This is a genomic window from Clostridium estertheticum subsp. estertheticum (assembly GCF_001877035.1).
Taxonomy (GTDB): Bacteria; Bacillota; Clostridia; order Clostridiales; family Clostridiaceae; genus Clostridium_AD; species Clostridium_AD estertheticum.
Genome location: NZ_CP015756.1, coordinates 4,387,465 through 4,411,232, shown reverse-complemented (window position 1 = coordinate 4,411,232; position 23,768 = coordinate 4,387,465). Strand labels below are relative to the sequence as shown.

General features: G+C 30.1%; 23 protein-coding genes. 15 read left to right on the top strand and 8 right to left on the bottom strand.

Features of this window, described 5'->3' with window-relative positions:
- Nucleotides 1-170: 170 nt before the first annotated feature.
- The 8 genes from A7L45_RS20490 (at nucleotide 171) to A7L45_RS20455 (ending at nucleotide 6,962) form a co-directional block, all read left to right on the top strand.
- A complete protein-coding gene (locus A7L45_RS20490) occupies nucleotides 171-1,490 on the top strand; it encodes a hemolysin family protein (protein ID WP_071614500.1) in 1,320 nt (439 codons plus the stop codon).
- A gap of 180 nt (nucleotides 1,491-1,670) precedes the next feature.
- Entirely contained in the window at nucleotides 1,671-2,708 is a 1,038-nt protein-coding gene (gene argC, locus A7L45_RS20485) for an N-acetyl-gamma-glutamyl-phosphate reductase (protein ID WP_071614499.1), read from the top strand.
- Between the two features lie 73 nt (nucleotides 2,709-2,781).
- A complete protein-coding gene (locus tag A7L45_RS20480; protein WP_084647532.1) occupies nucleotides 2,782-3,315 on the top strand; it encodes a GNAT family N-acetyltransferase in 534 nt (177 codons plus the stop codon).
- A 210-nt stretch (nucleotides 3,316-3,525) separates the two neighbouring features.
- Nucleotides 3,526-3,762 carry a FeoA family protein gene (locus A7L45_RS20475; RefSeq protein WP_071614498.1) on the top strand — a complete coding sequence of 79 codons (237 nt, stop codon included), beginning with the start codon at nucleotides 3,526-3,528 and terminating at the stop codon, nucleotides 3,760-3,762.
- 20 nt (nucleotides 3,763-3,782) lie between these two features.
- Nucleotides 3,783-4,007, top strand: a complete 225-nt coding sequence (locus A7L45_RS20470) for a FeoA family protein (protein WP_071614497.1) — start codon at nucleotides 3,783-3,785, stop codon at nucleotides 4,005-4,007.
- A 27-nt stretch (nucleotides 4,008-4,034) separates the two neighbouring features.
- The gene (gene feoB / locus A7L45_RS20465) at nucleotides 4,035-6,101 is read left to right on the top strand and encodes a ferrous iron transport protein B (protein ID WP_224616849.1); all 2,067 of its coding nucleotides are present in this window, start codon (nucleotides 4,035-4,037) and stop codon (nucleotides 6,099-6,101) included.
- A 216-nt stretch (nucleotides 6,102-6,317) separates the two neighbouring features.
- On the top strand, nucleotides 6,318-6,629 hold the full coding sequence (locus tag A7L45_RS20460; protein WP_071614496.1) for a DUF2325 domain-containing protein: 312 nt from the start codon (nucleotides 6,318-6,320) through the stop codon (nucleotides 6,627-6,629).
- Between the two features lie 54 nt (nucleotides 6,630-6,683).
- On the top strand, nucleotides 6,684-6,962 hold the full coding sequence (locus A7L45_RS20455) for a FeoC-like transcriptional regulator (RefSeq protein WP_071614495.1): 279 nt from the start codon (nucleotides 6,684-6,686) through the stop codon (nucleotides 6,960-6,962).
- Between the two features lie 57 nt (nucleotides 6,963-7,019).
- Here A7L45_RS20455 and A7L45_RS20450 read toward each other — a convergent pair whose 3' ends face one another.
- Entirely contained in the window at nucleotides 7,020-8,978 is a 1,959-nt protein-coding gene (locus A7L45_RS20450; protein ID WP_071614494.1) for a sensor histidine kinase, read from the bottom strand.
- Between the two features lie 241 nt (nucleotides 8,979-9,219).
- Between A7L45_RS20450 and A7L45_RS20445 the strand changes: the two genes are divergently transcribed.
- Together A7L45_RS20445 and A7L45_RS20440 are read left to right on the top strand one after the other, a co-directional pair.
- Nucleotides 9,220-9,747, top strand: a complete 528-nt coding sequence (locus tag A7L45_RS20445; protein ID WP_071614493.1) for a DUF6241 domain-containing protein — start codon at nucleotides 9,220-9,222, stop codon at nucleotides 9,745-9,747.
- Between the two features lie 211 nt (nucleotides 9,748-9,958).
- Nucleotides 9,959-11,005 carry an acyltransferase family protein gene (locus tag A7L45_RS20440; RefSeq protein ID WP_071614492.1) on the top strand — a complete coding sequence of 349 codons (1,047 nt, stop codon included), beginning with the start codon at nucleotides 9,959-9,961 and terminating at the stop codon, nucleotides 11,003-11,005.
- Between the two features lie 130 nt (nucleotides 11,006-11,135).
- On the opposite strand, the gene A7L45_RS20435 is transcribed toward A7L45_RS20440, so the two are convergent.
- From A7L45_RS20435 to mgtE, 5 genes are all read right to left on the bottom strand, one after another.
- Complete coding sequence (locus A7L45_RS20435) at nucleotides 11,136-12,713, bottom strand: ABC transporter permease/substrate-binding protein (protein ID WP_071614491.1); 1,578 nt, start codon at nucleotides 12,711-12,713, stop codon at nucleotides 11,136-11,138.
- Nucleotides 12,706-13,851 (bottom strand): ABC transporter ATP-binding protein, encoded by a 1,146-nt coding sequence (locus A7L45_RS20430; protein ID WP_071614490.1) that lies wholly within the window; start codon nucleotides 13,849-13,851, stop codon nucleotides 12,706-12,708. Before A7L45_RS20430 ends, A7L45_RS20435 begins: the two co-directional genes overlap by 8 nt.
- Before the next feature lie 215 nt (nucleotides 13,852-14,066).
- On the bottom strand, nucleotides 14,067-14,696 hold the full coding sequence (locus A7L45_RS20425) for a GntR family transcriptional regulator (RefSeq protein WP_071614489.1): 630 nt from the start codon (nucleotides 14,694-14,696) through the stop codon (nucleotides 14,067-14,069).
- A gap of 149 nt (nucleotides 14,697-14,845) precedes the next feature.
- Nucleotides 14,846-15,886: an SLC13 family permease gene (locus A7L45_RS20420; protein WP_236900495.1), complete on the bottom strand. Its 1,041-nt coding sequence runs from the start codon at nucleotides 15,884-15,886 to the stop codon at nucleotides 14,846-14,848.
- Between the two features lie 227 nt (nucleotides 15,887-16,113).
- Nucleotides 16,114-17,457: a magnesium transporter gene (gene mgtE / locus A7L45_RS20415; protein ID WP_071614487.1), complete on the bottom strand. Its 1,344-nt coding sequence runs from the start codon at nucleotides 17,455-17,457 to the stop codon at nucleotides 16,114-16,116.
- Between the two features lie 339 nt (nucleotides 17,458-17,796).
- Here mgtE and galE point away from each other — a divergent pair, with 339 nt between their 5' ends.
- The 4 genes from galE (at nucleotide 17,797) to A7L45_RS20400 (ending at nucleotide 20,621) form a co-directional block, all read left to right on the top strand.
- A complete protein-coding gene (galE, locus tag A7L45_RS20410) occupies nucleotides 17,797-18,783 on the top strand; it encodes a UDP-glucose 4-epimerase GalE (RefSeq protein ID WP_071614486.1) in 987 nt (328 codons plus the stop codon).
- A gap of 315 nt (nucleotides 18,784-19,098) precedes the next feature.
- The gene (locus A7L45_RS20405) at nucleotides 19,099-19,530 is read left to right on the top strand and encodes a hypothetical protein (RefSeq protein ID WP_071614485.1); all 432 of its coding nucleotides are present in this window, start codon (nucleotides 19,099-19,101) and stop codon (nucleotides 19,528-19,530) included.
- Nucleotides 19,531-19,559: 29 nt separating this feature from the next.
- Nucleotides 19,560-19,694: a hypothetical protein gene (locus A7L45_RS24140; protein WP_257786557.1), complete on the top strand. Its 135-nt coding sequence runs from the start codon at nucleotides 19,560-19,562 to the stop codon at nucleotides 19,692-19,694.
- Nucleotides 19,695-19,871: 177 nt separating this feature from the next.
- Nucleotides 19,872-20,621: an NADPH-dependent oxidoreductase gene (locus tag A7L45_RS20400; RefSeq protein ID WP_071614484.1), complete on the top strand. Its 750-nt coding sequence runs from the start codon at nucleotides 19,872-19,874 to the stop codon at nucleotides 20,619-20,621.
- Nucleotides 20,622-20,720: 99 nt separating this feature from the next.
- Here the strand turns inward: A7L45_RS20400 and A7L45_RS23620 are convergent, their stop codons facing one another.
- Nucleotides 20,721-20,864, bottom strand: coding sequence for a hypothetical protein (locus A7L45_RS23620; protein ID WP_153882488.1), 144 nt, complete (start codon nucleotides 20,862-20,864; stop codon nucleotides 20,721-20,723).
- Between the two features lie 255 nt (nucleotides 20,865-21,119).
- Here A7L45_RS23620 and A7L45_RS20395 point away from each other — a divergent pair, with 255 nt between their 5' ends.
- On the top strand, nucleotides 21,120-21,764 hold the full coding sequence (locus A7L45_RS20395; protein ID WP_071614483.1) for a hypothetical protein: 645 nt from the start codon (nucleotides 21,120-21,122) through the stop codon (nucleotides 21,762-21,764).
- 78 nt (nucleotides 21,765-21,842) lie between these two features.
- Here A7L45_RS20395 and A7L45_RS20390 read toward each other — a convergent pair whose 3' ends face one another.
- On the bottom strand, nucleotides 21,843-23,666 hold the full coding sequence (locus A7L45_RS20390; protein WP_236900463.1) for a MutS-related protein: 1,824 nt from the start codon (nucleotides 23,664-23,666) through the stop codon (nucleotides 21,843-21,845).
- Nucleotides 23,667-23,768 lie beyond the last annotated feature (102 nt).

Sequence of the window (23,768 nt, the reverse complement as noted above, 5' to 3'; positions counted from 1 at the left end):
GTAAAGTAGGGTAATTTAAAGTGGAGTAAATTATAACACTTTTTATATGAAGAAAATTTGAATTCGTATATAAATATGGTATTATATAATTAGGAAAGTATGTTATGATTATAATATACTAAGTATGGATAATACTAAGTATATGTGTTGACTTGGAAGGAGTTATCAAAGTGACTATTTTTATAAACATTGTTATCGTATTTTTACTGGTATTTATGAATGCTTTTTTCGTTGCCACAGAATTTGCAATGGTAAAGGTTAGAAAATCTAGGATAGAAACATTAGTACTTGATGGAGCTCAAAATGTAAAATACACTTTAAAGGTTGTAAAAGATTTGAACTCGTATCTATCTGCATGTCAGCTAGGAATAACGCTAGCATCCCTAGGGCTTGGATGGATAGGAGAACCTGCAGTAGCTGCAATGCTCACGCCGTTATTTAACTTAATGGATCTGCCAGAAGCCGCTGTGCACTCAATTTCGTTTATCTTAGGATTTTCACTTATAACTGGATTTCATATAGTACTTGGGGAGTTAGTACCAAAGTCACTCGCAATTATAAATACAGAGAAGATAGCAATGTATACAGCGCTACCACTGGTTTGGTTTTATAATATAACATTTCCAATAATGTGGGCTTTTAACCATAGTACTAGTTTAGTTTTAAAGATGTTTGGTGTATCACTAGTTGATGAACAGGACATAGCGCATACTGATGAGGAAATAAAGTTATTAGTTGAGGAAAGTTATAATCATGGATTAATAGATAAAACTGAATTAACCTTTATAGATAATATATTTGATTTTTCAGAGAAAACAGTAAAAGAAATAATGATACCTAGAACTGATATGGAATGTATTTACCTCGAAGATTCTTTTGAGGATATTATAGCATTTACTTTAGATGAACAGCTAACAAGATATCCAGTATGTAGGGATAGTAAGGATAATGTTGTTGGGTTTGTACATATTAAGGATTTGTATAAACAGAAAATTGAGGGGAATAGCCAAAAGATAGAGGATGTTATCCGTGAAATTAAATTTGTTCCAGAATCATTATCAATAAGTGAATTATTAAAAGTATTTAAAAAAGATAAGGTACAAATGGCTATAATTATTGATGAATATGGAGGAACATCTGGACTTTTAACTATTGAAGATATTTTAGAAGAAATAGTTGGAGAGATTCAAGATGAGTTTGATGAAGAGGTTAATGAGATTATTAAAACAGAAGATGGTGGCTACAGTGTAGATGGGAAAGTTCTTATTGAGGATATTGTCGAACTGTTAAGTATAGATATAGAGGAAGAAAACATTGATACAATTGGTGGATGGGTTTATTCACAACTAAGCTCATACCCACAAGTGAATGATAAAATTATTTATGAAAATTTTGAATTTATTATATTAGAATGTGATAGTAAAAGAATTAGCAAAGTTAAAATTAAGAAGTTAGTTGAAAAGTCAATTGAAAAAATAATTGAAAAATAGCAAGAAGCCCTTTTGGTTATGTAGTTAATAGCTAAGGGGCCATTTTTTATTTCAATTTGTAATATAAAACTGAATAAATATACAATATAATGAATAAATATTCACGATATTGTTGATTTTTTTATAACTCTATTGTATAATAATCTTTATTAATAAATTTTAGAGGCGAGGCGATTCAATATGATAAAAGCAGGTATAATAGGGTCAACTGGCTACGCAGGTGAACAGTTAGCGTGGTTTTTATACAAGCATCCCAATGTCGACGTAGAGTTTTATTCTTCACATAAATATGCAGACATGACTTATAGTGAAATATATAGTAACTTCTATAGTTATATAGATGATATATGTGTTGATATGGAGACAGCCATAAGCAAGTTATCAGATATAAATGTTCTCTTTATTGCTATGCCACATGGCAAATCATTTAAAATAACACAGAAAGCACTAGCTCTTGGCGTAAAAGTAATAGATTTAGGTGCGGACTATAGATTAAAATCAAAAGATATTTATGAGAAGTGGTATAAAGTTAAACATGAAAGTGAAGGTCTACTAAAAGATGCAGTTTATGGACTTTGCGAATTAAATAGAGAAGCTATAAAAAAGTGTAATTTATTAGCTAACCCAGGTTGTTATCCAACTGCCACTATATTAGCACTCACACCTATGCTAAATAGCGACATGATAGACACAAGCTCGATCATAGTTGATGCTAAATCAGGAGTATCTGGTGCAGGTAGAGCTGCAAATGTTGCCTCACTTTATACAGAATGTAATGAATCAATTAAAGCTTATGCAGTTACTACTCATAGACATACTCCAGAGATTGAGCAAGAACTTAGCAAGGCATCTGGAAATGATGTAACGATATGTTTTACTCCTCATTTAGTGCCAATGAACCGTGGAATATTATCAACCTGCTATGCAAAACTCACGAAAGATATAACTGAGCAAGATATTATATCTTTATATAGAAATTTTTATAAAGATGAATTTTTTGTAAAAATTATTGATGGATTACCTGAAACAAGATGGGTAAGAGGTTCTAATATATGTCATATTGGAATCAGAGTGGATAAACGCACAAATAGAGCAATAATAATATCTGCTATAGATAATTTAGTTAAAGGTTCTGCAGGTCAAGCTGTACAAAATATGAATATTATGTTTGGGTTACCTGAAACCACAGGCCTTGAAATTATTGCTATGGCACCTTAAAGTTTGCAAATTGTTTTATATATACTAATCTATATAGTTACTTGTAGAAATAATATGATATGGGGGTAGATACATGGAAAAAATGTTCTTTGAAGTTAGAAAAGCAGTTACTAGCGACATTGAAGAAATAAGGTTACTAGCAAAAAAATCGTTTAAGTTGTATGCCGAGAATGCAGGAATTACGGAACTAGTAGCACCTTTTGAGGAATCATATGATGATGTATTAAAAGCGATAGAAACTACTAATGTTTTTGTAGCTCTATCGAATGAGAAAGTTATAGGTAGCGTACGAATAGAGGTAAAACCTGATCATAGTGCTTATTTAAGTAGATTTGGGGTTTCATCGTTACATCAAAATAATGGTATTGGTAAAATATTAATGAATGCAGTTGATATTTCAATGATGGAGCAAGGAGTTACCAGTTTATATCTCCATACTGCATCTAGAATGTTTTCGCTTATTAGATTCTATTATGGAAGATGTTTCTATATAGAGTCAACAAATGATGAGTGTGGATATATTAGAGCATTGTTATGCAAAGAATATGCTGTAGCAACATCAAAAGAATCCTTAGATAATATAATTTGTAGCGATAGAGTAGTTTAAAGTGGAGTGAATATCTTGAAGATATTCACTTTTTTTGTATATATTGATTAATTTTAAGAAATTATATGTTTACAGATACACCATAATGCAGTAAAATGATAATAGTTCTCAAGTGACTATATGTATTATATGAAAATAGAATATATTTTTTTAAGTAAATATTGATAATGAATTTCAGTATTAACAACAACATTCATAAGGAGTGATTATATGACAAAGCAAATATCATTAATTGACGTAGAGATGAAAACTAGAGTTAAGGTAGTTGAAATAGCATTAGAGAGTAAAGTACGCAGAAGAATAATGGACATGGGAATAGTTAAAAATACACAGCTTGTAGTAACGGGGAAAGCCCCAATGGGAGACCCTATAGAGCTTTTGGTTAGAGGATATACATTAAGCCTTAGAAAAAGCGAAGCCAAAGATATTATGGTAGAAGTAGTATAAAAAATAAGGGAGGCTTAGTGATGAGTATGCCACTTAATTTTATTGAAATGGGAAGATTTGCAAAAATAAATAGTGTACATGGCGGGGAGAATATGTGCAAGAAGATTATGGAGATGGGCATGAGCACAGGTGCTATAATAAAAATCATGAAAAATGATAGCGGTCCGTTAATTGTTAAGGTTGGAGAGACACGATTAGTGCTAGGACGAAGTATGGCACAAAAGATTATGGCAAGTGAAGTATAAGAGTAATAAGAAAATATGGGGGCGTATATGAGTAACATGAATAATGAGGGGAAAGATTTAGTAATAGCTTTAGCTGGTAATCCTAACTGTGGAAAAACTAGTTTATTTAATGCATTAACTGGTTCAAAACAACACGTTGGAAATTGGCCAGGAGTTACAGTTGAAAAAAAAGAGGGTAGGTTCAAGTTTGAAGGTAGAAACGTGATTGTGGTGGATTTACCGGGAACGTATAGCCTTGGGGCATATTCGGAGGATGAAGTAGTAGCTCGTGATTTTATATTAAAAAGTAAGCCGGATGTTGTAATTAATGTAATTGATTCCACTAATATAGAAAGAAATTTATATTTAACGATGCAGATTCTAGAAACCGGTGCAAAAATGGTTTTAGCTTTTAATATGATGGATGAAGCAAGAAACAAAAATATACAAATAAATATTGATAAAATATCGAAAGCCTTAAATGTACCGGTGGTTGCAACAGTTGCTACTAAAAATGAAGGCATGAAAGAACTTATAAAGCAGGCCATGAAAATAGGAGATTCTAAGCAACATAATGTATTTAAAATTAATTATGGCAAAGACATAGAAAAAGAAATTAGAACACTTACAGAAACTTTCGAACAGACTGCGGTAACTAAAGAATATCCAACGCAGTGGTCGTCGTTAAAGCTTTTAGAGGGCGATGAGTATATAAAAAAATATGTGAATGAGAACGAGAATTCAGAAATGATAAATGATACACTTAATAAAAGTATAGAAGGTTTAATCGGAAAAATAGGTTACGAACCAGACGCGTTTATAATAGATAAAAGATATGAACTTATAACTAAAATAGTTTTCGACAGTGTAAAAAAAGAAGAATCAAATGTTGAGAGTACTTCTGATAAAATAGATAAATGGACCACTCACAAATACTTAGGAATACCAATATTTGCTGTGGTAATGTTCCTTATGTATCAAATAACAATGACATTTGGAAATGACTTCTTAAATGGGCTTGTGGATAAAGGATTTATTGCTATAGGGGAATTTGTAGGTGGCATTTTAGCTAGTATGGGAGCGCCGGTATTGTTGCAATCTTTTATAACTGATGGAATAATAGGTGGACTTGGGGCAGTTTTCGTATTCACACCTATGATTTTTACTATGTATTTCCTAATAGCTATCCTTGAAGATAGTGGATACATGGCAAGAGCAGCTTATATAATGGATAAATTTATGAATTCAATAGGGCTACATGGTAAAACAGCAGTATCCCTTATAATTTCTAGTGGTTGTAATGTAGCAGGAATTATGTCTACAAGGACACTAGATAGTAGAAAAGATAGAATGATAGCTATACTTATAAACCCTTTCGTATCTTGTAGTGCAAGACTTCCAGTCTATGCATTATTTGCTGGTGCTTTTTTTACCGGTAGAAAGATTTGGTTTTTTGATGCAGGTGGAGTTATTGTCTTTGGTTTATATGTTCTAGGTATTGCAGTTGCAATATTAATGGGTAAATTTTTGAGTGCTGAGGTATTCAAAGGCGAAGAATCTTATTTTGTAATGGAACTTCCACCTTATCGTATACCAACAATAAAAAGTGTATTTATTCATATGTGGGAAAAATCGTCCCATTTCTTAAAAAAGATGGGTACGATTATATTAGGCGTAGTTATAATCGTTTGGATACTCTCAAACTTACCAATGGGAGTTACTCCAGGAACTAAAGATAGTTTAATAGGGTCAGTAGGTTCGTTTATCGCACCAATATTTAATCTTGCAGGTTTTGGAACTTGGCAGGCGGGAGTGTCACTTATAACAGGTCTTGCTGCTAAAGAAGCGGTAGTTAGTACGCTCGGAATTGTCTATGCAGCATCAACTGATGCCTCGCTAACAGCTGCTATTCAACAGGCATTTACACCACTCACGTCACTAGCATTTATGGTAATGACTTTATTATATTGTCCTTGCGCAGCAACTATAGGGGCAATTAGGAGAGAAACAAATTCTAGAAAATGGGCTCTTATTGCAGTAATATATACATGCGTTATCGGATGGGTGGGCGGAGTTTTAGTTTACCAAATAGGAAGACTTTTAGGATTCAATTAGTATAAAGGCACATTAAATCATCTCCTGGGTCGCTGCAATATTAATGACTTCAGAAGGCGATTTATACTTCCGTTGAAGTTTTCTATTTGTTAGGGTATGTAATTCCCACTTATAGAGGTGGGAGACTTTCCTTCTGAAATGTCATTAAAAAAATAACAATTAATTGACAATGAAAATCAATATCGTGATTATAATATACAAAGGGGAGGTGAAACTATGTGCATATTACTCATAGGTGGAGATAAACTTGGCAATATTACGCAAAAACTAATACAAAATGGATTTAATGACATAGAGCATATAACCGGTAGAAAAAAAGACGCCAAAAATTTTAAATTAGCAGGTAACATAGATTTAGTAATGGTTTTGGTAGATTTTGTAGGGCACCAGTTAACAAAGATTGTTAAAGAAGAATCAAGAAGATCTAATGTTAAAGTGGTATATTCTAAACGTTCATGGATACACATGGAAAAGAAAATACAGGAATGTGCGAAGGAACTTGGGTGTCAGCCGAAAACTATTATTTAAATATAATATAAAAACATTAAATTTAAGGATTTATATAGAATGGAGGAATGTAGAATGTTAATGAGGGTACTTAAAAGATTAGCCGCGGGTGATCGGTATTCGAATAAGCTAATGGCGAAGGAACTTGGAATAGATGAAGGAATGGTTGAGCAGATGTTAATACAACTTGCGCAGATGAAATATATTGAAAAGGAAGATATGACGTCTTGCTCTGGTGGATGTAATTGCGGAAATGGATCTAAAAAGGCAAGCTGTTGTAGTTCAAAAACCGATATAATAATGTGGAGGATTACTAGCAAAGGTAAGGAAGCTGCATTAAGAGTTGCACACTAAAAAGGAAAAAAAACAAGCTAATATTATGCTTGTTTTTTTCTTTTTTAATTTTTTTTATTATGAATAAACATCAGAAAGTTCAACTCTTATGCTTTGATCTTTACCACGTACTTCACTATTGTATATTCTATTTTCATTAGAAATATTTCTAGAAGGAATACTAACGGTAAACTTACTCCCTGTACCATACTGACTCTCGACCTTTATAGTACCATCGTGCAATTCAACAATAGATTTAACTAGACTTAGGCCGATGCCTGTACCTTCTGCATTTCTTGATAAAGATTTATCTACTTGCTTAAATCTATCAAATATCATATCCAAGCATTTTTTTTCAATTCCAATGCCAGTGTCCTTTACTGATATTTCAATAAATTCATTTTTGTCATTAACATTTACTAATATTTCATTACCTGCATCTGAAAATTTGATAGCATTTGATATAAGATTTAATACTACTCTTTCTATTTTTTCTGGGTCGTAAGCAATTATTTTTTCTTCTGTATTAGTATCAAAAATAATATTTAATCCTTTGCTGTCAGTGAAATTAGTTACAGATAGCACTATATCTTCTACGAATTTAACTATATCGTTATTTGATAGGTTAAGTTTAAAAAAACCGGCTTCGATTTTTGACAAATCAACTATATTATTAATCATTTTAGATAATCTATAGGAGTTTTGTTTAATCGAATCTATATATTTAATGATTGAGTTTTTATTATCATCAAGGGAGCCACTTTCGCAATAAACATTAAATAACTGAGCTGTTGCAAATATAACATTTAGTGGTGTCTTAAGTTCGTGGGATATGTTAACGAGAAATTCTCCTTGTGATTTCAATAATTCTTTCATATTTATATTAGATTTAATTTCAGGAGTAACATCTATTACTAAAATTAGAATTTCTTGTATTTCACCGTTTACTTCAAGCACAGGTTCGAAGATAATATTAAAATATAATTCATTCCCATCTATAATATAGTGTTGTTTATTTAAATATTTAGTTTTCTTTTCCTTTAAGACTCCGCTGATGCGGCGATCATATTCGGTTGTTCGGAGCAATCCTAATAAAAATTTCATCGTATTGTTTTTTATATTCGTGTTGGGTATAAATTCAGGCTTAATCAAGTTAATAGTATTAAGAGCCTTCTTATTAATAGCGATAATTTTTAAATCAGGACAGGATAATCTAACAACAGGTAAATCAAAGGTATTTATCACTCTTCTTAAAATCTCAAAACGTCTTTTAATAGCTTCCTCATGTTCTAGGCATTCATTTTGATGGCTGATTATTTTATTTTGTATTTTTATATTTTGGTTTTTGAGAACCCTTTGAGTAACTTCAACAGCAGTGTGAAATATGTATTTCATCCTTCCATTATCAAATATAGGTGTTTGAGTAGAATCCCAATAAGTTTTACCTTTTGATATATTATTAAATTCAAATTCTTTGATATAATTTGCCTTTTGAGAAATAAGAACAGAATTGAAAATAACTTCAGCTGGAGTTCCAGCAAAGCCAGTTATTACTTCACTTATAGGTTTGCCAATACTATTTTCTTCTTTATTGTAATTAGAGTATGCGAAATTAAGGTATTTTTGATTTGCTTTAAGTAATATTAAATCGGGAACACTGTAAATAGCAACACCTGATATGTTATCAATAAACATTTGTTCAACGAAAATGAGTTTGTCATTAAGCCTGGAATTTGGTTTCTCAACAAAAGTATATAGTTTACTATTTGTCTCAGAGCCGATGGATATTGATATGTCCACTTCAAGTGCATTAAGGAATTTTGTAAATATATAGCCAGAGTACTTGTTATTTAGTTTATATTCTAAAGGATACAAATTAAACTTTAACATGTTTCCAACTTCTTTAATTGATTTGCCAACCAATTCACTCCAAGTGTATTCTGTTAAATCAAGAAATTCCTTATTAACCTCTGTTACAATGTTAGTACACGAATACAAGTATGGTACTATTATTGTTTCACTAAAAGTATTTATCATAAAATAACCCCCACCCATTAATTCTATACGTATACATGTTACCATATATTACAATTTATTACTATATTATATGTTAAATTTATATAATTTTTATAATTATATATTAGTTTAGAAAATGACTGTTGGAAAAATATTACAATTATGATACAATAGAAATATACTTAAAATTTACAAATGAACTAAAGAACTACATATAATATTATGTTATTGCCATACGTATTATTTAAGGGAGGTTTTCTTAATGAAACTAGATAAAATAGGAGGTAAATTCTTTGATGCATGTGAAAAACTATTTGCCAATCATGGTAGGTGGAGTGTCGTAGGTAGTATATTATTGGTGATTATTATAATAGGTACAGGAGGCTTTTATATTTCACAACATAAACTAAATAAACAGGATAGTCCTAAAGTTGTACAAGCAGTTCAGATTAAGCAGCAGTTAGAGGCTAAGAAGGTTGTAATAAAACAAAACCATAACACACAAAATATAAGTGATAAGGAACTAGTACTGTATAATACAATGCATAAAATGATAAATACTAAGATTGTGGCAGAGGATGGAAAGATATGGGGAGAAATAGAAATAACGGATGACAAGTGTGACCAACTAATTAACGATGTTTCAAAAAGTGGATATCCTGATAAGGTAGTGCTTTTAGAGTTTCTTACTCGTTGGAGAAATAAAGATTTTAAGAATGGGGTTGAGGAGCACAATTACTTATGGGATGGTCTTAATGGTACACTCGGAAAGGCAAAATCTCTTAGATGATAACGATATCAAAATAAAATATATAATAATTTTGAAAAAGTGTCTATAGGCACTTTTTTTTAATCTACGAATATAGACGTATTATCTTTAGATAAAATAATTTGATTTGAGAAAAAAGTTGAAAGATGTCGTAACTGATAGTATAATGCGTATGTAACTTTCTTTTTCATATGCTAGTAAAAGCTTATGGAATTCTTTAAGGGGTGTATTTATGAAGAAACATTTAAGCGAACTACAAGTATATAGTGGGATAGCGATTTTATTTGTGACACTTATACATAGCAATGCATTTTTTTTACTCAGTATATTACACTTAAAAACTTATGTTGAAGTGGGGTTTGTATTTACTCTTGTAGACAAAGTTGTCCACGTAGCAGTGCCGATGTTTATATTTATTTCAGGGTATAAATACGAAATGCAGGATAAAAATGAAAAATATACTAAACTTATGTATAAAAAATTTACTAAGATTATTAAACCATTTCTTATTGTTAGTATATGTTGGATATTATTTGAGTGGGGTAATCGTTGTTTAGATAATATAATATTGCATGATCGGGTTAATGTTTATTATGTGTTAATTAATTGCCTAAAGGATCTATTTAATACATTTTTTGGTGATAATTATGCATATCAATTATGGTATATTCCTATGTACACGCTTATTGTATTCAGTTATCCTATCATAATTAAATTTTTAAAAAATTCTAGAATAAGAATGATTATTTTATACGTTATAGCAATTATAATAACTGTTATTCAAATTAAAACAAAACTACTTGCTAGCTCATATATGCAGCCTATTAATTTTATATATTACTTTTACTTATACGAGTTAGGAGTTCAATTGTATTGTAAAAAAATTAAAAAAAAGTATAGAGCAATAACTATTATATGTTATTTAGTTTTATTACCAGTAGTATCACTTATAAAAGATCCACTTATAAGTAATTTAAGCACATATTTAATTTTCACTCCCATTGCAGTGGTTGCAATGTATTATATAGCAGTATATTTAAAAAACAGTAAAATACTATTGATTTTAGGCAAATATTCTTTCGCAATATATTTGTTCCATGAACCAGTTTTTGAAAGCAAAACATCAAGATTATTAGTTAGTCATGGTTTATATAGTTCTAAGGTCATGATACCATTTATAGCAGTAGGTTCCATTATACTTAGTATTTATTTTTATAAGATTTTAATAAAAACATCTTTAGGTAAATATGTTTTTAATATTAAAGATGACTTTAATTAATAGTTTATAATTACAATAAAAAAGACGTGATATATTTTAAAAATATATCACGTCTTTTTTATTGTAATAGCTTATTTTGGATAATTTAATAGCTCCGTAGGAGATAATTTAATAGCTTCGAAGAAGATAATTAATCAATTAAGTGTTTTGATCTTAGAAAGTCTTCGGCAACTGTTTTAGATTGTGCGCCGTTATCTACTTTTAAGTTCATAGCTCGCATTTCATCATCGTTAATTTTTCCATCTAAGGTGGATAAAACACCCTTTAGCTCAGGATATTTTTTTAATGTATCTGCGTTTACGAGTGAAACTGCATAATATGGTGGGAAGAAAGCTTTATCATCTTTTAAAAGTTTTAAATCAAACTTTTTAATTAACCCATCAGTGGAGAATGCATCTAAAACCTGGGTTTCATTATTTTTAAGTGCAGTATATCTAAGTCCACCATCTATACCTTTTTGACTTTTGAATTTTAAATTATATTTTTTCTGAAGCCCAAGATAACCATCTTGTCTATTAGCAAAATCCATAGTAACTCCAGCAGTTACTGTTGGACTAATTTTCGCTAAATCAGATATAGTTTCTAAGTTATTCTTTTTTGCAAAATCTTTTTTTACTGCAAGTACGTAAGTATTGTTAAATCCTATTGGTTTTAACATTTCTATGCCATACTTTTCAGCCAAGGTTGCTTTCCCAGTATCGTAAACTTTTTTTGGATCGCTCATAGTAGGTTGTTTTAGCATATTTACAAGAACTGTACCAGTATATTCTACATACAGGTCTACGTCTTTTGATTTTAAAGCACTAAATACTACATTAGTTCCACCTAAATTCAATTTTCTTTCAACTTTGTATTTTGTTTTAGCTTCAATTAATGACGAGACCATATCTCCAAGTACTAATTGCTCATTAAAGTTTTTAGAGCCTACTACTATCTTGTTTTTATCATTAATAAAACTTGTAGCTACTGTTGATAATATAACTAAAAGTACAATTCCTGAAGTTATAAGTTTGAATTTTTTACTTCCAAAGAAACCTTTGCGTTTAGAATTTTTACTATGAGTAACTTTTATTCCCTCAGGAACTACTATGTTTTCTATCTTACCTAGTACAAAATCTAACACAATAGCAAGGATACAAGCAGGTATAGCTCCAGCAAGAATCATGTTATTATCCACAGTTTGAACTCCGGAGAAGACTAAGTATCCAAGACCACCAGCTCCTATGAAAGCAGCTATAGTCATAAGGCCAACAGCTGTAACTGAAGATATCCTAATACCTGACATGATAATTGGCATAGCCAAGGGAAAACGAACTTTTAGAAGTACCTGGGTATTGGTAAGTCCCATACCATCGGCAGCTTCAATAAGTGCAGGGCTGACGTTCGTGAGTCCTGTAAATGTATTTTTTACAATTGGCAGAAGCGAATACATAACTACCATTATAATTGCGGGTTTACTTCCAATACCAAGTGCTGGTATTAAAAATCCAAGTAATGCAAGACTAGGTATAGATTGTATTACATTTGTAACACCAATTATAGGAACTGAAAGTTTTCTATATCTAACTATAAGTATACCAAGTGGTATAGCAATTATGATAGCAATAATAATTGAGAATAAAGTTAGTTGAATATGTTGTATAAACAAATCCATTATTTGAGATTTTCTTTCTACTACAAAATTAAAAAAAGAAGTGAAATTATTCATTAACATCTACCTCCATATCTATGAATTGATTACTTAATATAGATAAAAGGCTACTCTTTGTAAGAAGGCCTACTAGCTTATGGTTATCATCAACTACTGGAACAAAATTTATATCTTCCTTTTTTATAACCTCTAATATATTTATTATTGAATCTTCTTGGTTTACGGTTATAAGCTTGGTTTCCATTAAGTCTTTTATTCTTTTAGTTTTATCTGGATCTTTTCTTAGAGTTGTTCTAATTTGCTTTAACGTAACAAGTCCAGTTAGCGTATTACCTTTATCTACAACAAGTAAACTATCTACATTGTTAGATTTCATTATTTCAAGTGCTTGGAGTATTGTTCGTTCTCCAACTGATTTTACAGGTTTATCTATCATAATATCTTTTGCCATAATTAACTCAGGTTGATTCCATATTCTATTTTTACCTACGAAGTCACGTACAAAATCATTAACAGGATTCTTTAAAATTTCTGATGGCGTATCAAATTGAACCACATATCCACCATCCATAATACAAATTCTATCGCCGAGTTTTAATGCTTCATCCATATCGTGAGTTACAAATATAATAGTTTTTTTGTAGTTTTGTTGGATATTAAATACCTCATCTTGAAGTTGAGTTTTTGTTATAGGGTCCAGTGCACTAAAGGGTTCATCCATAAGAATAACATCAGGATCCATTACGAAAGCTCTTGCAACACCTACTCTTTGTTGCTCACCTCCACTTAACTGATTGGGATATTTATCTATATATATATCAGGATCTAGTCCTACCAGTGTTAATAACTCAATTACTTTAGTGTGTAACTTTTCTTTTTCCATTTTTTCTATAGATGGTATTAATGCTATATTATCACCTATAGTTAAATGTGGAAGTAGACCTGCTTGTTGTATAACATAACCCATGTTACGTCTTAATTTTATAGTGTTTTGGTCTCCAATTTTTTTACCATTAATCAAAACTTCACCAGAAGTGGGAGTTATTAATTTATTAATCATTTTTAGTGTTGTAGTTTTACCGCAACCACTAGGTCCTATAAAAACTACTAATTCTTCATCTTGTATAGTAATATTTATATCTTTTAATATTTTTCTACCATTAAAGCTTTTGCTTACATTTTTAAACTCGATCAAGTTAAAACCTCCTAATTTTATAAAGTAACAACTCATATTATAACATTGGGTTGTTACTTTGTAAAGATTGTGTAAATCCATATGAGTTTGTATACAATTATTACTAGATTATTATTTATCTATTAAGGCACATTTATGCAAACTTTTTTAAGTTGTTTTCTGGTTTGATTTGAACAGAAAAAAGCGATATATTTTAAAATATATCGCCTTTTTACTTATTGATTTCCATAAAGAAAAGTTTTAATTCTATTGTAACTACACTCGTCACAAATTACTATGAAGATATCTTTGATTTTGAAGGTAGAATGTGGACCCGGCGAAAGCATTAATTTATCATCACGCCTGATACCGATTATAGTTGCACCTGTACTTTGCCAAAATTTAGATTCAGATACTGTTTTACCTATAATAACCATTTCAGGCTGTATTTCAAATTCATATGGAATAAATGGATTGCTATTTTTAAATCTACTAGAATAATCTATTAGTTCATCAATAGAACAATTTATACTTTTATCTAACTCTTTTTTCTTTTCGAGTAAGTTAAAAATATTTTGTTTAATAGAACTTATTGAATCTATATCTTTAAATTTATCAATAAATTTTAGGCAATTATCCACGGAGGTTATGACTATTCCACTCCCTTTAGTAACGGTAACTATATCCATGTCACTTAAAAGAGTTACAGATCTTCTTATAGTTTCTGGTGATACGTTATATTCGCTCGCAAGAGAAGAGCGACCATATAGTTTATCCCCTATACAAAAATCTCCTGATAATATTCTATTAGTAATATCTATAGCTATTTTTTTATAAATAGGTTTTAAAATAGTGTTAGTTGTCATTTATTTTATTTTATCAAAAGGAATATTTAAACTTTTGACAAATCCTCCTCCCATATAATGTAGGGTTTAGTAAATACTTTATATAAATATTATTGCTTTTATAAGAGTAAGTATAAATTACTATTTTAATATTGTCTACAGTAGGTATTTTAAAATATAAAAATAAAGTAAAGTACAAAGGTGAATACTAGTAAGCTAATTAAATTATATAATGTAAATAAGGTGAGATATCTACTTTGAGCATTTGCAGTTCGTTTTTTTATGTACAGTTTATATGAGATAACACTAGCTAAGGAAGCGACTAGTGTCCCAAGTCCACCTATATTTACTCCAAGCAAAAGTTCCCGCCAGTTCGAAGTGAAATTTGCGAGTAGTATTGAACATGGCACGTTACTAACAATTTGACTTAATATAATAGATGAGAAATAAGTTGTTGTTTTATTTTGCAAAAAACTTCTTGCTAGTGATTTTATAAAAGGTAAACTTGATAAATTACCAATAAATATAAAGAAACATACAAACGTAAGTAATAAAATATAATCTACTTTTAATAGTAGTTTCTTATTTAATAGTAGCACTGTAAGCAGTGTAATGATAAATGCTAATTTGTAATTTATTATATTAAACACAGATAATATAATAAATATAAATAGAAGACAAAAGACCATCACTTTTACTTTGCTTTCAATAATTATGTTATCTAAATCAAATTTAAGTTTTTTATTTTTTTCTAAATTGTTTAGAACAAAAAGCCATACAATACCTAAAAGTGTAAATGGAATCATTGTTTTCAAGAATTCAAAACCTGTTAGTCTATAATAGGAAAAAAGAAATAAATTCTGTGGATTCCCCATAGGGGTAAGACCACTACCAATATTAGCAGCTAAGGTTTGAAATATAACTAATTTCATAGGACTAATACTCGCGCGTTTACTTATTATAAGGGCTAAAGGTACAAAGGTTATTAAAGCCACATCATTGGTTATGAGCATAGAGCTAAAAAAAGTTAAGTATATTAAAATAAAAGAGATCTTTTTAGAACTATCGTATTTTATAAGCAAAGTTACAGCTAGTTTGTCGAGCACTTTCATATGTTTAAAGGCACTGACAATGAGCATAAGATTAAATAATGTAAATAAAACTTTAAAATCAATGTATTCTATTTTAGGAGTGGAAAAGAATGATGTTATAATAGAAAGTGCTAAAGCTAGCGAAAAAACTAGATCTTTTCTAAATATACTTAATATCTGTGCAATGTTATTCTTAAGAGAACTTATGCTTAATATATCTAATCACCCACCCTGAAGTTAATATATAAAACTATAACACGTAAAAAAAGTATATATTACGTATAGTTCTTAGCGAAGTGAATGCATTAATAGTATTGCAATAAGCGTAATATATACTTTTTTATTTTTTATATTAAGTAAGGTAAAAATAGTGTTGCAAGACCTAGGAAGAAAAAGAAACCCAAAACGTCGGTTACTGTAGTAACAAATACAGCAGAGGCAAGTGCTGGATCAATATTGAGTTTCTTTAGTATAACTGGGACTGTAAAACCTGATATGGTTGCAGCTACCATGTTTAAAACCATAGAAAGACCAATAACTACTCCAAAAACAATATTCTTTTCCCATAAGTAACCTAAAATTGCTACAGCAACCCCCATTGCGATACCTGTAAGTAGACCTACACCGAATTCCTTTAATAATATTTTAAGGGAATTTTTAGCGTCTATTTCCCCAAGGGCTATGCTACGAATAATAATAGTTAGGGTTTGGGTGCCTGCATTACCTCCCATACCTGCAACTATTGGCATGAAGGTGGCTAAGGCTACGACTTTTTGTATGGTTCCTTCAAAAAGGCTAACGGTTGCGGCTGCAAGGATTGCAGTTAATAAATTTACAAATAGCCAAGGTAATCTACTTCTCACAGCAGACTTAAGTGACCCAGTAACCTTTTCATCTTCTTTTATACCTGCAAGACGATATAAATCTTCAGTATGTTCATCGCTAAGAATTTCCATTACATCATCTGAAGTTACTATCCCTAAAATCTGCATAAATTCATTTACTACGGGCATAGTTAAATAACCATATTTTTCAAATATGTGACCGACCTCTTCTTTATCCATATCAACAGGTATACTCATGGCATTATCATTCATAATATCAGATATTTTTACATTAAAGCTGTTAATTACGATATCTCGAAGGGATATAACTCCCTTTAAAAGAGCATTATCATCAACAACATATATATAATAGGCATTATCTACGTCAGGTGTTTCCTTCTGAAGGTAATGCAGAGTCTCGCCGATAGTCATATTTTCTTTTATACTGACAAACTCCGTTGCCATAATTCCACCTGCACTATCTGGAGGGTAGGTTAATAATTCTGTTACTTCATCAACATCTTCTTTATCCATATTTATCATAATGTTTTTAGCTTCGTCGTCTGTTACAGCTTCTAGTAAATCAACTAATTCATCTGAGGACATTTCATGTATGATTTTCTTTTGCATGATACCTTCATGAATTGATAGGAGAGCGTATTTTTCATCATCATCCGCATCATCAATAATATCTGCAATAATATTTGGGGATAGTTTTTTAAATAAATCCAGCTTAAATCCTTCGTATTGCCTAATAGCTATTAAAATATCAGCAGGATGAATAAATTGAATAAGTTTATTTACTTCATCTATAGACTCAGTTAATAAAAATTCAGTTAGTTCTATTTCGTTTAATTTATGTGACATGTTGTACCTCCTAATTGTGGCTATAGGGAAAAGTTTCAAAATAGTGGTACTTGCGCATTAGTATATATGAATTCTCTCTCTATAATAATATTAAACTTTACACAATATGTATTCTGACCAGGTCCGGAATCCATTTATACCACCTCCCATAAAAATAGCCTTTTAGCACAGTACTAAAAAGCTTAAGTAATTAAGATAATTTATTATATTCCACGAGGCACTGTAGTGTCAACTGTATAGAAATAATGTAACCGAATAACAAATTTATGACTAATAGAAAAAATGTGTTAAAATGATTATAGATTAAATAAAGAGCTTTATGAGAGGAGAATTTAGTTAATGGCAATTTTGGTATGTGGTGGAGCAGGGTATATTGGAAGTCATATGGTAGCTGAACTTTTAGAAAAAGGTGAAGAGGTAGTTGTTTTAGATAATTTTCAAAAGGGACATCATGATGCATTAATAGGTGGAAAGCTATATTGTGGAGATTTAAGAGATGATGTTATACTTAACAAAGTTTTTACGGAGAATACTATAGATGCAGTTATAGATTTTGCAGCAGATTCATTAGTTGGTGAGAGTGTTGTAGAACCTTTAAAATATTTTGAAAATAATATTGGTTCTACAGTAAATTTATTAAAGGCTATGAGAGATCATAAGGTTAAATATATAGTGTTCTCATCGACTGCAGCGACTTATGGTGAGCCAGATAATATTCCTATACTTGAAGATGATAAGACTTTTCCTACTAATCCTTATGGAGAGTCAAAGCTATGTGTTGAAAAAATATTAAAATGGTGTGATAATGCTTATGGCATAAAATATACTGCTTTAAGATATTTTAATGCAGCAGGTGCACATATAAGCTCAAAAATAGGAGAAGATCATAGACCAGAATCTCATTTGATACCTATTATTCTTCAGGTAGCACTTGGACAAAGAGAGAAGATAATGATATTTGGTGATGATTACAAAACAGAGGATGGTACTTGTGTTAGAGATTATGTTCATGTAACTGACCTTGCTAGTGCTCATTTACTTGCGGTGAAGAGGCTTAGACGAGGAGAGGACAGTATAACTTGTAATCTTGGAAATGGAAAAGGATTTTCTGTTGCAGAGGTTATTGAAGCAACAAGAAAAGTTACTGGAATTAACATAAAGGCTGAAATGGCGCCTAGACGTGCAGGAGATCCAGCGGTACTTATAGCTTCTAGTGATAAGGCTAAAAAAGTTCTCGGATGGGAACCTAAATATGCTTCTCTTGAAACTATTATAGAAACTGCATGGAATTGGCATAAAGGTCATCCAGAAGGATACAGTAAATAAGAGTTATCCTTTGAAAGTTCTCCTAGGTGACTTGAAATAAGAGTTTGAAACGTGAAATCTCATTAAGAAATTCTAATGTTTTGCTTTCGCAAAACAAGAATTTCTAAATGGGATTTCAATTGTTTCTGCACTTCTTATTTCAAGTCACTTCCGGAGGAAATTCATACTAGGATGGGTCTAGGGGGGGACAGGGTATAAAAGATGATTTAATTTGACAGAGTTTAATTGTGCTAATTGAAGGATAAAAGCTGGGAGATATTTTATAATATTATCTTTGGTTTTTATCTTTTTTATTGTGAAGAAGGGGTGGTGGCTATGAAGTTAATTATATACTCAATAATTTGTGGATTTTTAGGTCTAATATTGGGATCGGTAATTTTAAATATAGATGGTCAAGCTGGAGAATTTGGTATTATTTTATTTGGGTTAATTGGGTTTTTCAGTCCTGCATTTTATCAATTGAATAAAATATATACTGATAATAAACATAGCAATAAAATTAAATTTGATGTTGACATACTCTCAACACTTAATGATTTAAAGAGCAATAAAATACTTACTGATGATGAATATGAGAAATCATTATGCAACCTTAATTTAGTTGATGAGACCAATGAAAATCTTAGTAAGTACGATGAAAGTGTTAAAGTTTTATTTAATTTACCTCAAAAGAATATTATTTTAAAGGATGAAGATGATTATAGAAAGAAAATACTATTATTAAAACATTTATATAAACAGATATAATTAAAAAACATTGGAGGTATAGTAAAATCATGAATATTGAAAAAACTATTTTAGCACTTGAAAAAAATAATTATGAGGTTAGTTTCTTTAAAACCGTTAAAGATGCATCACAGTATTTAGAAAGTAGATTTAATGGTGAATATATAGGTTTTGGAGATTTTTAAGAAACAAGGGTAAATAATAAAAGAAGTTAGAAGATTTTATCTGCAACTCATTAAAAACCAAAGTGGACTTAAAAGACATTAACAAACATAGACTAAATATTGACAAAGGAAATGATAGAGAGTATTATATAAATAATAAGAATTATTAACAAATAATAAATGACTGGAGACGACAATATGAATGAAGTAATTAAATTATTAAATGATCATAGATCAGTTAGAGATTATAAATCTGATGCTGTAAGTGAGGAAGATTTAGACCTAATAATAAGAGCTAGTCAAGCTGCTCCTTCTTCTATAAATGGGCAACAAGTTACTATAATTAGTGTGCAAAATATTGAGAAGAAAAATAAGTTATCAAAACTTGTGGGAAATCAAGTTTATGTTGATAAAGCACCTGTTTTCTTAGTGTTTTGTGCAGATTTTTATAGAGCTAAGCTTGCGTCTGAAATTAATGGCGAAGAGTTTGTAATTACTGAAAGTGAAGAAGCAAAATTAGTAGGTGCAGTAGATGTAGGATTGGCACTTAGTAATGCGATAGCTGCAGCAGAGTCATTAGGTCTTGGAATTGTACCAATAGGAGGTATCAGAAAAGAGGCGGAGGCAGTAGCTGAACTTTTAGAATTACCTGAACTTGTATATCCGATGGTAGGACTTGTCATTGGTCATCCGGCTGATAAGTCAGAAGTTAAACCAAGATTTCCTAAAGATGTGATTTATAATAAAGAAGTTTACAATAAAGATTCTTTAGAGTTGAAATCAAAAATTAAAAAATATGATAAAGTAGTTAAAGATCATATGATAAAAGTAACAAATGGTAGACTTAGCAATTCATGGAGCCAGGATATATCAGGAACATATAAATATTTTTATTATCCAAAAGTGAAAGAATCACTTGAAAGACAAGGATTTAAAGGTAATAAATAATTTATATATTTTAAAAAAATTGTATAAACTTTCCTTAAGGGCAATTATATCCTTAGGTTAGCATATACAATTTTTTTATTTTTTTTGTATTTTATTGAATCATTCAGCTAAGACTAGATAAACACCATATTTATCTTTATAGTCTTTAGTTTTGCTGGCATAATTGGATAAAAAGTAACCTTTTAAAAGAGCAATTATGGAAATTATTATAATAAAATTTTTTAACTTTAAATTAATTTTCATAGGATTATATTTCTCCTTTCTCTCCATTACTATGTTACTATTTTGCTCTAAAATAATATTAAAAACCTATTGAAACATAGGGAAATTGCTAAAATATATACATGGTTAAATTGTTAATCAAAAATGGTGTGGTAATTTTATTATTTAAAAAGTTACACTAAAACATGGATAAATTTTTTGTTAACAATCTGTATCAAAGTGTAAAATGATTATGAATATGATAACATATTGATATCAAGCAGAAAAAGGGGAAATATGACGAAAAACAAAAGAATAAAAAAATGTAATCAAAAAAAGAAAAAAATGCTATCATTGTCATTGATTATTTTATTGGGAGTATTTGTCGTCTTTTTATTTATAATATCAACTAATAGTAAGGTAAATCTTAGAAAAACGAATTCAACTGAGGGTTTAAATAAAAGTAAAAATACCATGTTAAAAGGTGGTGTTCTTAAGATAACTCAAAGGGATGTAGATGAGAGTAAAAAAGCAGAAAATAAAACTTCAGGTATTGATAAAAAAAAAGAATTAGAAATTATAAGAGGTGAGGTTGAAAAGTCTAAATATGTTACTCGAAAAAAGGAAAGAAACACCAAAGATGTCCTAGTGAAAGCTGCAAATAAGCGCCTTTTGTTAATAAAGGTACATGGCGAGCTAAATAATGCATATTCGCAAGTTCAGTCACAAAAGGAGAAACAGGTGATATCAATAATGATTTCAACTGTAGGCAAACTTGAAACTAATCCTTCTTATGAGTTTAAGACAGATCAAGCTAGAATTAAATCTACTTATAACAAGCTTGATTCCCATAGTAAGACTGACATCAAGAATGCAATACTTTACAATATTGATGGAGATAGTATAATACAGTTGAGAAAATCTTTTGATTATAAAAAATAAAAAAAACTATCAAAATACATTACATGCATTTTGATAGTTTTAGTTTAAAAAAATAATAAATATTAAAAAAAATTGAGTTTATTTAGGAAGATCAATATCGCTAGGAATTTCAAGTCCAGCCATTTTCATTAAGTATAGTGCATTTCTAGTGGTAGAAACACCAGTTCGTAATTTATAGTCAAAGTATAGTTTATCATCTTTATAATATTCACGAAGGTGATAATTTCTAACTTTTCTATTTGTTTTTTCTATGTCACCAAGTTCTAGGTCATGTGTAGATACAAAACCTAAAGCATTTTCATTACTTAGTTTTGCAACTAAAACTTTAGCACCGGTATGTCTATCAATAGAGTTAGTTCCTTTAAAAATTTCATCTAATAAGAAAAAAATGGGGGTCTTATCTTCGGTTGCAGTTACAAGTTTTTTTATTCTTAAAAGTTCTGCGTAGAAGGAGGAAATATTTTTTTCTAAATTATCACTTGTCCTCATGCAAGTATAAATATCCATTATAGAGCAGGTAAAACTTTCACAGCACACAGGAGCGCCTGTATAGGCTAAAACCAAATTAATACCTGTTGTACGAAGTAGTGTGCTTTTACCTGACATGTTGGATCCTGTTATTAAAATAACATTTTGCGACTTGTCTATATGAATATCATTGTATATTCTCTTATCTCCAAGTAATGGATGACCGAGCTTTTTAGCATCGAATATAGGTGGACTATCGTGGAATTTTGGCATAGCCCAATCACTGTGTTCGAAGGCTATGGTTGATAAACTATTTAGTGCTTCCATTTCACCTATAACTTCAAGCCATGTTTTTAAAGAGGATGAACTAGCTTTTTTAAAGCGTTGTAGATTAATTAAACACTGATAATCCCATAGAGTAAGTATATTTATAGGGAAATAGTAAATGTTTTTTCTGTCAGATATTACAGTTACTAGATTTGCCAATTTTTTAATCTGAGTGGAAGCTTTCATTCCAGCTTTATTTATAAGCTTTTCTTTTAATTTTATTAAGTATTCTGAGTCGAACTTTTTCTTTTCTATGTGCTTAAGTAATCTATTATATATAAGAATAGAATCTTTATATTGATACACGGTGTCCAAATTTCTACTTACTTCTTTATATCCAATTAAAAGAAGTATTATGTGGAGGACGATTGCTAACATAAATATTCTATATGATATTACGGATAAAATAAAAGAGGATACTAGAAGAGATAAAGTTATTATTGGCAATATTCTTATTACGGCTATAGTTACCGGTTTTAGGAAAAATTCATTTTTGTCCTCTACCCACTTAAATAATTCCTTTGGATCATGATTTTTATTTTCACTAAGGATTGCTTCTGCTTCAAATCTTTGTGTCCATCCAATATTTTTAGCGAGCTCTTTTACGGCTTTCTGCCTTTTGTATATTTCTTCGATATTATACTTAGGTTTTTGGAGCGTTTCCTTAAGTTTTTGACGTCCTAGGTAAGTTACACAGGTGTTTATCCATTGGAAAAGAGAGTTATCACCAAATATATCTAGGTCTCTTGAGTAGCTGTGGGTTTCATCAACAAAGTCCTGACCACTATCAGAAAAACCCTTCCAATTATTATCGAGACGTTTTAGGGAATTTTCATTAATTTCACATAAAATAGTACAGCGGATTTTATTATACTTTATTTTTTTATGTTTTATTGCAAATGTTATGAATGTGATAAGTGTTGTAGTTAATACAAAAACACTTAAGTAATAAGTATCTCGCATATAGAAGAAAATTGAAAAGCTTATTCCGGCTACAAAGATTATTAATCTCAATAAGCTTATAAAACTTATGGTTTGGGTTTGTTTTTTTAATAAATCTTCATAATGTTTTTTTCGATTTGCGTAAGATGATTTTTGTCCTTCCATAATAACCTCCTAGATGATTATTTTATTAAATACATAATACCATATTAAAGGCTCAGTCCGCAATTTCCTATATTATCATAATATTGTAAAAGAAAATGAATT

What these genes read in the sequence shown, in the direction of transcription:
- A7L45_RS20400 (WP_071614484.1), top strand. Translation starts at nt 19,872, where the DNA reads ATGAATGAAGTAATTAAATTATTAAATGATCATAGATCAGTTAGAGAT.
- A7L45_RS20445 (WP_071614493.1), top strand. Translation starts at nt 9,220, where the DNA reads ATGAAACTAGATAAAATAGGAGGTAAATTCTTTGATGCATGTGAAAAA.
- A7L45_RS20455 (WP_071614495.1), top strand. Translation starts at nt 6,684, where the DNA reads ATGTTAATGAGGGTACTTAAAAGATTAGCCGCGGGTGATCGGTATTCG.
- A7L45_RS24140 (WP_257786557.1), top strand. Translation starts at nt 19,560, where the DNA reads ATGAATATTGAAAAAACTATTTTAGCACTTGAAAAAAATAATTATGAG.
- A7L45_RS23620 (WP_153882488.1), bottom strand. Translation starts at nt 20,864, where the DNA reads ATGAAAATTAATTTAAAGTTAAAAAATTTTATTATAATAATTTCCATA.
- argC (WP_071614499.1), top strand. Translation starts at nt 1,671, where the DNA reads ATGATAAAAGCAGGTATAATAGGGTCAACTGGCTACGCAGGTGAACAG.
- A7L45_RS20450 (WP_071614494.1), bottom strand. Translation starts at nt 8,978, where the DNA reads ATGATAAATACTTTTAGTGAAACAATAATAGTACCATACTTGTATTCG.
- A7L45_RS20405 (WP_071614485.1), top strand. Translation starts at nt 19,099, where the DNA reads ATGAAGTTAATTATATACTCAATAATTTGTGGATTTTTAGGTCTAATA.
- A7L45_RS20435 (WP_071614491.1), bottom strand. Translation starts at nt 12,713, where the DNA reads ATGAATAATTTCACTTCTTTTTTTAATTTTGTAGTAGAAAGAAAATCT.
- A7L45_RS20460 (WP_071614496.1), top strand. Translation starts at nt 6,318, where the DNA reads ATGTGCATATTACTCATAGGTGGAGATAAACTTGGCAATATTACGCAA.
- A7L45_RS20470 (WP_071614497.1), top strand. Translation starts at nt 3,783, where the DNA reads ATGAGTATGCCACTTAATTTTATTGAAATGGGAAGATTTGCAAAAATA.
- mgtE (WP_071614487.1), bottom strand. Translation starts at nt 17,457, where the DNA reads ATGTCACATAAATTAAACGAAATAGAACTAACTGAATTTTTATTAACT.
- A7L45_RS20395 (WP_071614483.1), top strand. Translation starts at nt 21,120, where the DNA reads ATGACGAAAAACAAAAGAATAAAAAAATGTAATCAAAAAAAGAAAAAA.
- A7L45_RS20440 (WP_071614492.1), top strand. Translation starts at nt 9,959, where the DNA reads ATGAAGAAACATTTAAGCGAACTACAAGTATATAGTGGGATAGCGATT.
- A7L45_RS20425 (WP_071614489.1), bottom strand. Translation starts at nt 14,696, where the DNA reads ATGACAACTAACACTATTTTAAAACCTATTTATAAAAAAATAGCTATA.
- feoB (WP_224616849.1), top strand. Translation starts at nt 4,035, where the DNA reads ATGAGTAACATGAATAATGAGGGGAAAGATTTAGTAATAGCTTTAGCT.
- galE (WP_071614486.1), top strand. Translation starts at nt 17,797, where the DNA reads ATGGCAATTTTGGTATGTGGTGGAGCAGGGTATATTGGAAGTCATATG.
- A7L45_RS20390 (WP_236900463.1), bottom strand. Translation starts at nt 23,666, where the DNA reads ATGGAAGGACAAAAATCATCTTACGCAAATCGAAAAAAACATTATGAA.
- A7L45_RS20475 (WP_071614498.1), top strand. Translation starts at nt 3,526, where the DNA reads ATGACAAAGCAAATATCATTAATTGACGTAGAGATGAAAACTAGAGTT.
- A7L45_RS20480 (WP_084647532.1), top strand. Translation starts at nt 2,782, where the DNA reads ATGGAAAAAATGTTCTTTGAAGTTAGAAAAGCAGTTACTAGCGACATT.